Origin of the sequence: Kitasatospora sp. NPDC101801 (assembly GCF_044766665.1) — a bacterium.
Classification (GTDB): Bacteria; Actinomycetota; Actinomycetes; order Streptomycetales; family Streptomycetaceae; genus Kitasatospora.
In genome coordinates, this window is sequence record NZ_JBIWML010000038.1 from 69,741 (window position 1) to 79,309 (window position 9,569).

Genomic DNA, 9,569 nt, shown 5'->3' on the forward strand with positions numbered 1-9,569 from the left:
ACGCCCGGTCAGCCCGTAGTGGTCCTCGACGACCGTGATCAGCCGCACCGTCACGCCGTCGGGCCGCACGTCCAGATCGGGAGCGTCGTCCGCGAGACGGGCAGCTCGCTGATCGCCGGCGCGAGGCGGGCACCGGCGGCGAGCGATCCGGTCCGGAGGCACGCGCAGGCCCGCTCGCCGGGGACGCGCCCGTCGGCCAGGCCGACGGTCTGGTGGAGCTGCTTCGGCCTGATGCGCTCGTACCCGCTCGGGGCTTCGGTCATCCGCGCGATCCAACCCCCGGGCCGGACGGCCCACGGTCTCGGATCGGCAGGCCGTGGCCGGAGCGGGCCACCCGGAAGCCGACGTCGTCGATCCGGAAGGTGGGGTGGCTGCGGCGGCGGACCGAGGCGCGGCAGCTCCACCGTTCGTCGAACCAGCCGCCGCCGCGCAGCACCCGGTAGCTGCCGTAGACCTCGGCGTCGTAGACGTCCCAGCACCACTCCCAGACGTTGCCCAACGTGTCGTACAGGCCCCAGGAGTTGGGCTGCCGGCCGCCCACGGGGTGGATCCGCTCGGCCGAGTTGCCCCGGTGCCAGGCGATCTCGTCGAGCGGGCCGTACCTGGCCTCGGTGGTGCCGGCCCGGCAGGCGTGCTCCCACTCGGCCTCGGTGGGCAGCCGGTAGCCGTCGGCGGAGGTGTCCCACTCGACGGTCCCGGCGTCCGGGTGCAGGCGGTAGGCGGGCGTCAGCCCCTGCTGCGCGGACCAGGCGTTGCAGAACCGGACCGCGTCCTGCCAGGAGACGCCCTCGACCGGGAGCCGGTCGCCCTGCGCGGTGCTCGGCCGCAGGCCGGTGACCCGGGCGTACTGCTCCTGGGTCACCGGGTGCGGCGCCAGCCGGTACGGCCCGAGCTCGGCCGACCAACTCCGTTGGGTGCGACGGTCCGACAGGGTGACCTGCCCGGGTGGGACGTCGACGGTCTCGGCTGCTTCGTTCACGTCCATGGGCAAGTGATCGTAGCGTGGCGGCTCGGCCGGTCCAGCGGATCCGGCTCGAAGTACCGTCCTGCGGTGCGGAACCGGCGTCCGTGGTGCGGATCCGACCGGGTGGTGCCGGGAGCCCGGGCCGGCCGGCCCCCTGGGGCGGCCTCCGGGCCAGGGGTGATGATGGTGCCTCGTGACCCTGGAACCTCTGCTGTCGAGTTTCGTGCCGATCTGGACGTTGACCGCCGTCGGCTACCTGGCCGGGCGGACCGGGCTGCTGGGCGAGCAGGCCGAGGCGGTGCTCGGCCGCTTCGTCTTCCATGTCGCCATGCCCGCCGCGCTGTTCACCATGCTGGCCGGGGCCCCGCTCGGGAGCTTCGCCAACCCCTCGCTGCCGGCCTTCGCGGCCGGCACCCTGGTGGCCTCGCTGCTCGGCTGGGCGGCCGCCCGGTGGCTCTTCGACCGGAGCCCGGCCGACCGGGCGATCAGTTCGATGGCGGCCGGGTACGTGAACTCCGCCAACCTCGGCATCCCGGTCGCCGTCCAGGTGCTCGGTGACGCCTCGTTCATCGGTCCTGTGCTGCTCTTCCAGGTGCTGCTGGTCACGCCGGTGATCCTGACCGCGCTGGACCTCGGCACCGGCGGCGGGGGAGCCGGCGCGGGGCCGAGGCGGCGGCTGTCCCGGCTGCTGGGCATGCCGCTGCGCAACCCGGTCATCCTGGCCTCGGCCCTGGGCGCGGGCTGCTCCGCCCTCGGCTGGCAGCTGCCGACCGCGCTCGCCCACTCCTGCTCGCTGCTCGGCGGCGCCGGTGTCCCCACCGCGCTGATCACCCTCGGCCTGTCGCTGCACGGACGCCCGGCCACCACGGGCAGCTCGCGGCGCGCCGAGGTCGGGGTCGTGGTGCTCACCAAGAACCTGATCCAGCCGCTGGTCGCCCTCGCGGTGGGCGGCCTGCTGGAGCTGAACGACCGTCAGCTGCTTGCGGTGGTGCTCTGTTCGGCGCTGCCCACCGCCCAGAACGTGTTCGTGTTCGCCCGGGAGCACGGCCTGAGCACCGTGCTGCCGCGCAACGCGGTGCTCTGGTCGACCCTGCTCTCGATGGTCACCCTGTCGGCGGTGGACTGGACCCTGACCCGGTGACCCGCCGGTGATCGGTCCGGCTCAGGGCGACGTCAGTGCCGTGCGCACGGCGGCGGCCACGGCCGGGTCGGTCAGCAGGTCGTTGTGCTTGAGGCAGGCCGACTCCAGGTTGACGGCCCCCGAGAGCGCCGTGCTGCCGGTGGGGGCGATCTGCTCGTCGCAGGAGGAGCGGACGGTGGTGTAGCGGGTGCTGCCGGGCGTCTCGTCGTCCTGGTTGAGGTGGCCGACCACATAGGAGTTGGGCGTCATGTCCCGGCAGCCCTGGTCCCAGAGCGCGCAGAGGTAGCCGAGCGTGGTGCCGTGGTTGGGTCCGGCCAGCGAGACCCAGTGGGCCACCGTCCGGCCGCCGTCGCCGAACTTGACGTACCAGCGGGTCGGCAGACTGCCCAGACTGTGGGCGACCAGATCGACCTGCGCGGCCCCGGTCTGCTGCCGCACCTGCTCGACGTACGAGGCCAGTTGACCGGCCAGCAGCTCGTTGGTGGACCGGCTGGTGTCGTACGACCAGGTGAACAGCCGGTCGGCGGGGAAGCCGTGCGCCTGGAAGTCGGCGGTCATGCTGCCCCAGACTCCTGGGCCCGCGTTCCGCCCGTGCACGAAGATCACCGGATTCGGCCCGGCCCCGACTGCCCGCACCGGCCCGCTCGCCTGCGCGGGGAGGGCGGTCCCGGCCCCCCCGAGGGCCGCCAGCAGAGCCAGGACGACGGGAAACGTACGACGGTGCATGGGCCAACTCCCGGGAGCTCGACGGCGGATGGGGTGGGGCACCGGGGATCCTCCCCCGCCGGAGGGCAGCGGAACCCGGTCCGCCCGACGGCCGGGGCTTGTGGCACCCGAGGGGCATGACAGATGATCATGCTGCTCTGAGAAGATCCGTCACGAGGGGGAGCACGTTGTCCAGGTACACGGCACGAATGAACGACGACAGTCCGGCGCGCGAGGACGAGGCGGCGGCGCGGCCCGGCCGGCGGGCGCTGCTCGCCGGTTTCACGGGGGTGGGCGCCATCGCGGGCAGCCTGGCGCTGGGTGGGGGGAGTGCGGCGGCGGTCACGGCAACCGGGGTGGACGCCCATGTGGTGAACGTGCTGGCGAAGGGGGCCGACCCGACGGGCCGGACGGCCAGTGACGCGGCGTTCCGGGCGGCGGCTGACGAGCTGCTGGCCGGTGAGCAGGTCGGTCCGGTGGGTGGGCCGACGCCGACCAAGGTGCTGCTGATCCCGCCGGGCAACTACCTGCTGAACCAGCCGGATTCGCTGCTGCCGAACGTCAGCGGCGAGACCGCGAAGAAGGTCGTGGACGGTATCGCGATCGTCGGGTACGGCAAGCGGCTGTCCCGGATCACGTACGCGCCGACGGTCCAGGACACCGTGCTCTGGACCAACGACCAGCGGTACCGGAACATCCGGATCAGCGGGCTGACCTTCGACAGCCTGGACGAGACCGCCACCTTCAACGTCGCCAGGTCCTCCACCACCTACGGGGTCCAGGACACCTGGTACACCGACGTCGAGTGGCGCGGGAGCTGGAAGGTCGGCATCGGCCTGGACGGGCCGGCCGCCGCCAACCTGAACAGCGAGATGGGCTGGGACCACTGCCAGATCAGCGGCTCCTACACCGACGCCTTCCTGGTGACGGGGATGACGCCCGCGGTCTCCCAGCAGGACCAGTTCCTGAACTACTGGTTCCGGGACTGCAAGGTCGAGTTCAAGTCCGGGATCTTCGTGCGGAACGAGCGCGGCGGGTCGATGAACTTCATCGGCGGCTCCTACATCATCACCGACGGCACCTCGACCGGGACCATCTTCAAGCTCGGTGCGGCGGCCAACTCCCGTGCCGACTCGGTGATGCGGCTGCTGGTGCAGGGCATCCGGTTCGAGCTGCGGGGCGTCGGACACAAGCTGATCGACTCGGCCTGGTACAAGGGCACGATCACCTTCGTCTCCTGTGACGACACTGCCAACTCGTACCAACCCTGGGCGCCGACCGCGGTCACCCACCTGTACCGCTTCGACACGGTCAACCCCTCGCGCGGGCCGATGGTGCGTTACCAGGACTGCATCCTGATGGGCTCGCACCAGGTGATCGCGCCGACCGCGATGACCATGGGCAAGCTGCTCTACGACGGCTGCCGGTTCATCAACATGACGGCCGGCACCGGGGATTCGGGCTTCCTCCGCTGGACGGGCGTCACGCCCTGGTACGAGTTCCGGGACTGCCTGCTGAAGAGCGGCCGCCAGACCGACGTCAAGGCGCCGTAGCGGAGGGCGAGGCCGTCCCGCGCTCGGAGCGGGACGGCTACGCTGCCGGGATGGACATGATCGACATTCCGTTCGGCACCACCGACTGGTCGCAGGTCGCGGCCACCGAGCACCCGGGCGAGACCGGCGTCGCGACCTGGCGGACCAGGGAGTTCGGGGCCGTCCGGGTCCGGATGGTGGAGTACGGCCCGGGCTACCTGGCCGACCACTGGTGCGACCGGGGGCACATCCTGCTGGTCCTCGAAGGCACCTTGACCACCGAGCTGGGCAACGGCGAGGTGGTCACGCTCACCGCGGGCACCAGCTACCAGGTCGGCGACGACACCCTGGCGCACCGCTCCAGCACGACGGAGGGCGCCCGGCTGTTCGTGGTGGACTGAGAACGGTGCGCCCCCGGAGCTGGTGCGAACCTACGGGACGGGCGACCGCCCGACGGCTCGGATTGGTGGACTCGTGCGATGGCCACCCGTTCTGACGCCCCGTTAGCGTTCGGGCATCGGGTGTCGCCGGGCGGCCCGCCGTTCGGTGGGCCGAGGCACGGCCCGCACCCCGGCCTGGCGGGATGAGGGCGCGTGGCGGGCGGACGTACGGTGGCGGGCAGCGGGGTGTGGCCGGTGCTGGCGGCCGCGGTGCTCTGGGGGACGGTCGGGCCCGCGCAGGTGCTCGCGGACACCGAGGTCGCGCCGGTCGCGCTCGGGGCCTGCCGGATGCTGCTCGGCGGCGCGGTGCTGGCCCTGTTCACCGTACGGCGGGCCGGACTTCGGACGCTCTGGCGGCCCGGGGTGCGCGGCGCCATGGTGGTCGGGGTGCTGGTGACCGCCGCCTTCCAGGTCTGCTTCCTGGAGGCGGTCGCCCGCTCCGGGGCGGCGGTGGCCACGGCGGTGGCGTTCGGGACCGTCCCGGTGGTGGCGGGGCTGACGGCCCGTCGGTCGGCCGGGGAGCGGCTCGGCGCCCGCTGGGGTGTCGGCACCGCCGGTGCGGTGGCCGGGATCGCGCTGCTGCTCCTGCCGGGCGAGACGGGCCGCGCCTCGGGGCCGGGCGTGCTGCTCGCGGTGGGTGCGGGGGCCAGCTTCGGAAGCTACATCGCGGTCACCGGCCGGCTCGCGGAGCGCGGTGCGGACACCGCCGCCGCAGCACCGATCAGCGTGCTGTGCGCGGGAGTTCTGGTCTCGCCCGGGCTGTCGGCGGCGCCGCAGCACCTCGCCGAACCCGGCAGCCTGCTGCTGATCGGCTGGCTCGCGCTCGGGACCACCGCGCTCGGCTACCTGCTCTTCACCCGGGGCGTCGGCCGGCTGAGCGCCGCCACCGTCGGCACCCTGAGCCTGACCGAACCGCTGGTCGCGACGCTGCTCGGGCTCGCCCTGCTCGGCGAACGGCTCGGGGTGGCGGGCGGCTGCGGAGCGGCTCTGCTGCTCGGCGGGCTGGTGCTGGTCTCCTGGCCCCGCCGCCGGACCCGGGCGGTGCTGTCCGGCCGGGAACCGGGCGTGCTCCCGGAGCCGTCCCCGGCAGAGTGAGCCAGGGCCGGGAACGGCGCTGGGCATCCGACCACGGGGGACGCGGCATGCCCGATCAGGAAGATCTCGTCCGGGGCGAGGAACTCGCCGGCCGGGGCATGCGGCTGGCCGACGCCGGTGACCTGCAGCGCGCCCTTCCGATGATGCGCGACGCCGTGCGGACGGTCCGGCCGCTCGCGGCGGTCGACCCGGGGGCGGAGCTCCGGCTGGCCGTGTTCCTGCACGACCTGGGCCTCGTGCTGGCCTGGTTGGGCCGACCGGCCGAGGCGGTCGCCCCGATCGCCGAGGCGGTGGCGGTGTACCGCAGGCGGCTCGGCGGCGGTGGTGGCGCCGATCCCCGGACCGTCCGGATCCTGCTGGCGAACTCCCTCGACTCGCTGGGCACCCGACTGGCCGCGCTCGGCCGCCACCGGGAGTCGCTGCGGGCCGCCGAGGAGTCCGTGGCGCACTACCGCGAGGCAGCTGCCACGGACCGGGTCCTGCTGGTGCTCGAACTGGCCCGCGCGCTGAACAACCTCAGCATCCGGTACGCCGATGCCGAGCAGCACGAGGAGGCGCTCGCCGCCGGCCGCGAGGCCGTCGGCCTGATGCGCCGGGTGCCCGAGACGGAGCGGGACGACCCGTCGGGCCTCACCCACGCCACCACCAACCTCGCGCTGCGCCTGGCCAAGCGGGAGCGGCACACCGAGGTGCCCGCCGTCGTCGACGAGGCCCTGCGGCTGATCGGCCGGCTCCCCGATCCGCACCCGAGGAGCCAACTGGCGTCCCTTGAAGAGTCGTTGGCCTGGCTCACCTGGTACCTCACGAGGGAGGGCCGCCTGCTCCGGGCCCGTTCGACCCGACGGGCGGGGGCGGCCCTCCGACGCCGGTCGGCCGGCTGAGCCGGGGGTCAGCGCTCCTGGTACGAGTTCATCGCGTCGTTCACCCGGGGGGAGAAGAACAGCGGGCCGATCGCGTCGGCCCAGGCCATCCCCTCCGCCGTGAGCAGCAGCGTCTCGCCGTCGCCGGTGGTCAGCCAGCCGCGCTCGGCGAGGGCGGCGAACTCGGCCGGGAAGTCGGCCTCCGGCCGGGTGCCGAACTGCCGGCGGTAGGCGTCGGTGCGCAGCCCGGTCCACTCCAGCAGGGCTTGCAGGACGAACATCCGGCGCCGCTCGTCCTGGTCCATCCGGAACGCCCACTGGGCCCGCCTGAACTCCTCGGTGGGGGTGGCGAGGTAGTCGTCGATGATCCGGCGCACCTCCGGCACGGCCACCGCGTAGTCGGTGGTGTAGTGCAGGTCGGTGGTGAACGAGCGGGCGCCGACGCCGAGTCCGACCATGCCGGCCTGCTGGTTGTACTCGCTGATGCCCGCGAGGTCGGAGAGCTCCACGGCGGCGGTGCCGATCCGCTGGAAGACCCGCATCGAGGTCTGCCGGTAGCCGGCCGCCAGCAGGTGGTCGCGGCCGTACCGGTAGAGCCGCAGGCGCTGCTCGTCCCAGAGCCTGCCGTCCTTGTCGTGCCGGGCCATCAGGCCGGTCAGCGGGCGGACGTACAGCGGGTAGAGGTAGATCTCCTCCGGCTCCCAGCTCAGCGCGGCGTCCAGCGAGACCCGGAAGGACTGCTCGGTCTGGCCGTCGATGCCGTAGATCAGGTCGATGTTGAGGATCGGGAAGGCCGCCTCCTTCAGCCGGGCGAGTGCCTCCTCCACCTCCTTGCGTTTCTGCGGCCGGACGGCGGCCCTGGCCTCCTCGTCGACGAAGCTCTGCACGCCGATGCTCAGCCGGGTGGCCCCGCGCTCGGCGAGCACGGCCAGCCGGTCGGCGGTGGCGGTGGCCGGTGAGGTCTCCACCGACCAGGGCAGCACCTTGAGGTCGGCGCCCATCACGTGCTCGCAGATGTCGCAGAGCCTGGTGAGTTCGTCGGCGGTCAGGTAGGTGGGGGTGCCGCCGCCGAAGGCCGCCAGGGTGAAGCGGACCGGGTCGCCCTTCGCGTCCAGGGCCTCCCGGGTGGCCCTGGCCTGGCGTTCCACGGTGCCGAGGAACGCCCGGGTGACGTCCTCGGGGGCGCCGGTGCGGGTGAACAGGTTGCAGAAGCCGCAGCGCATCTCGCAGAACGGGATGTGCACGTAGAGCGAGAGCGCGTCGAGCCGCTCGTTCGCCCAGACGTCCCGCAGCAGGGGACGGTCGGTCAGCAGCCGGTAGGCCTTCTGGTGCGGGTAGGCGTAGACGTACTGCTGGTAGGGGGTGGCGGCCGGTTCCTCCGGCACGGATGCGGACAGTCGGACGGGGACTGGTGCGGCCATGGGTCCGGTGTTTCCTCTCGGCTGGACTCGATGGTGACGAACTGTCGATCGCGCCTGCACGTAAAGCTATTGACGTGGCGTCAGTTGTGTTGATGGGGTGAACATCAGAACTGCGCTCCTCGGGGAGCCGGGCGCTTGGAACGTTCCGCACCTTGTGCCGTTCGGCCGTGGCTGTTATCGCCGGCGGCGTGGCTTGGAGATGCGTCCTGAGGTGCGGTAACTCTGGTGGCCATGAAGCGACTTCTGATCGCCGCCGGTGGTGGCGGCGACGCCATCGCGACCTCGCTGGTGCACGCCGCGCTGTACGGTGCGGGCACCCCGGCGCTGGTGCTGACCTACGCCTGGGAGCGGCTGGTGGTGGACCCCGTCCCCGGCCCCCGGCGGCCCGCCGACTTCACCGGCACCGTCGCGGCCGGGCCCGGCGTGCACCTGGTCACGCCGGGGACCGCGCCCAGGCCACCGGCCGGGTCGCTGTTGCCCCGGCTGGCAGGTGAACTCGGTCCTGAACTGGGCCTGTTGGACCCGTACGAGGGTGCGGAGGGACTGGCCCGGCAGATCCGGGCGGCGGCGCGGTACTGCGGCGCCGACCGGGTGGACGTGGTCGACGTGGGCGGTGACGTGGTCGCCGACGGCACCGAACCGACCCTGCGCAGCCCGCTCGGGGACGCCCTGGCACTGGCCGGCTGCGCGGCGGCGGGCCTGCCGGCGACGGTGTACGTGGCCGGGCCCGGGCTGGACTCGGAGGTGCCGGAGGCGCTGCTGCTGCCCCGGCTGGGCACCGCCGCATTCGCCCTGACGGACCGCCACACCGCCGTCGTGGACGGGGTCTTCGACTGGCACCCGTCCGAGGCGAGCGCCCTGCTGGTGGCGGCGGCCCGGGGAGTGCGCGGGGTCTGCGGCACCCGGGACGCCCCGCAGCCGGTCCTGCTCGGCCCCGCGAGCGCGGGCGTGCACCGGCTCCCCCTGGCCCGGGCGCTCGAACTCAACCCGCTGGCCAGGGCGTTGGCGGGCAGTACCGACCTGGCACAGGCCGAGGCGGCGTGTGCGGCGGTCTGCGGCTTCTCCGAGATCGCCCGCGAACGCGACCGCGCCCGGGCGCTGCCCCCGGAGCCGTCCGCCGTGCGGGCCGCCGGCGGTGACCCGGGGGAGCGCTTCGCCGACTGGGCGGCCGCTGCGGCGGCCACCGGCGTCGAGTACGTCACCACCCGCCGGATCACCGAGGAACTCGCCCTGACCACCGGCGAGTCCACCCTGCTGCGGACGGCGCTGCGGGCGGCCGGGCGCCACGTCCCGCCGCTCTGGCGGCTCCGGCTGGGCTAGGGCGCGTATTTGGTCGTGATCAAGCGGTGGTTCTGGCGAGGTCCTTGATCCAGATCATCGCGCCGCGAAGCTGGAGGCCGGCGAGGTAGCT

At 73.3% G+C, this 9,569-nt stretch carries 10 protein-coding genes; 6 read left to right on the top strand and 4 right to left on the bottom strand.

The genetic code is table 11. The features are described from left to right. Positions 1-50 precede the first annotated feature (50 nt). Positions 51-263, bottom strand: coding sequence for a hypothetical protein (locus tag ACIRPK_RS30060; protein WP_403044152.1), 213 nt, complete (start codon positions 261-263; stop codon positions 51-53). Continuing rightward, the gene (locus ACIRPK_RS30065; RefSeq protein WP_403044155.1) at positions 260-985 is read right to left on the bottom strand and encodes a formylglycine-generating enzyme family protein; all 726 of its coding nucleotides are present in this window, start codon (positions 983-985) and stop codon (positions 260-262) included. The genes ACIRPK_RS30060 and ACIRPK_RS30065 overlap by 4 nt, the downstream gene beginning before the upstream one ends. Positions 986-1,157: 172 nt before the next feature. Between ACIRPK_RS30065 and ACIRPK_RS30070 the strand changes: the two genes are divergently transcribed. Continuing rightward, positions 1,158-2,105 carry an AEC family transporter gene (locus tag ACIRPK_RS30070; RefSeq protein ID WP_403044158.1) on the top strand — a complete coding sequence of 316 codons (948 nt, stop codon included), beginning with the start codon at positions 1,158-1,160 and terminating at the stop codon, positions 2,103-2,105. A 21-nt stretch (positions 2,106-2,126) separates the two neighbouring features. Here ACIRPK_RS30070 and ACIRPK_RS30075 read toward each other — a convergent pair whose 3' ends face one another. Continuing rightward, positions 2,127-2,663 carry an esterase/lipase family protein gene (locus ACIRPK_RS30075; protein WP_403044160.1) on the bottom strand — a complete coding sequence of 179 codons (537 nt, stop codon included), beginning with the start codon at positions 2,661-2,663 and terminating at the stop codon, positions 2,127-2,129. A gap of 356 nt (positions 2,664-3,019) precedes the next feature. Between ACIRPK_RS30075 and ACIRPK_RS30080 the strand changes: the two genes are divergently transcribed. From ACIRPK_RS30080 to ACIRPK_RS30095, 4 genes are all read left to right on the top strand, one after another. Further along, positions 3,020-4,363, top strand: coding sequence for a hypothetical protein (locus tag ACIRPK_RS30080; protein WP_403044162.1), 1,344 nt, complete (start codon positions 3,020-3,022; stop codon positions 4,361-4,363). A 50-nt stretch (positions 4,364-4,413) separates the two neighbouring features. After that, positions 4,414-4,743, top strand: coding sequence for a DHCW motif cupin fold protein (locus ACIRPK_RS30085; RefSeq protein WP_403044165.1), 330 nt, complete (start codon positions 4,414-4,416; stop codon positions 4,741-4,743). Positions 4,744-4,935: 192 nt separating this feature from the next. Continuing rightward, on the top strand, positions 4,936-5,877 hold the full coding sequence (locus ACIRPK_RS30090) for a DMT family transporter (RefSeq protein ID WP_403044167.1): 942 nt from the start codon (positions 4,936-4,938) through the stop codon (positions 5,875-5,877). Between the two features lie 47 nt (positions 5,878-5,924). Further along, a complete protein-coding gene (locus ACIRPK_RS30095) occupies positions 5,925-6,758 on the top strand; it encodes a tetratricopeptide repeat protein (RefSeq protein WP_403044169.1) in 834 nt (277 codons plus the stop codon). A gap of 8 nt (positions 6,759-6,766) precedes the next feature. Here the strand turns inward: ACIRPK_RS30095 and ACIRPK_RS30100 are convergent, their stop codons facing one another. Beyond that, a complete protein-coding gene (locus ACIRPK_RS30100; RefSeq protein WP_403044172.1) occupies positions 6,767-8,158 on the bottom strand; it encodes an STM4012 family radical SAM protein in 1,392 nt (463 codons plus the stop codon). Positions 8,159-8,389: 231 nt separating this feature from the next. Between ACIRPK_RS30100 and ACIRPK_RS30105 the strand changes: the two genes are divergently transcribed. Beyond that, the gene (locus tag ACIRPK_RS30105; protein ID WP_403044175.1) at positions 8,390-9,478 is read left to right on the top strand and encodes a DUF1152 domain-containing protein; all 1,089 of its coding nucleotides are present in this window, start codon (positions 8,390-8,392) and stop codon (positions 9,476-9,478) included. Positions 9,479-9,569 lie beyond the last annotated feature (91 nt).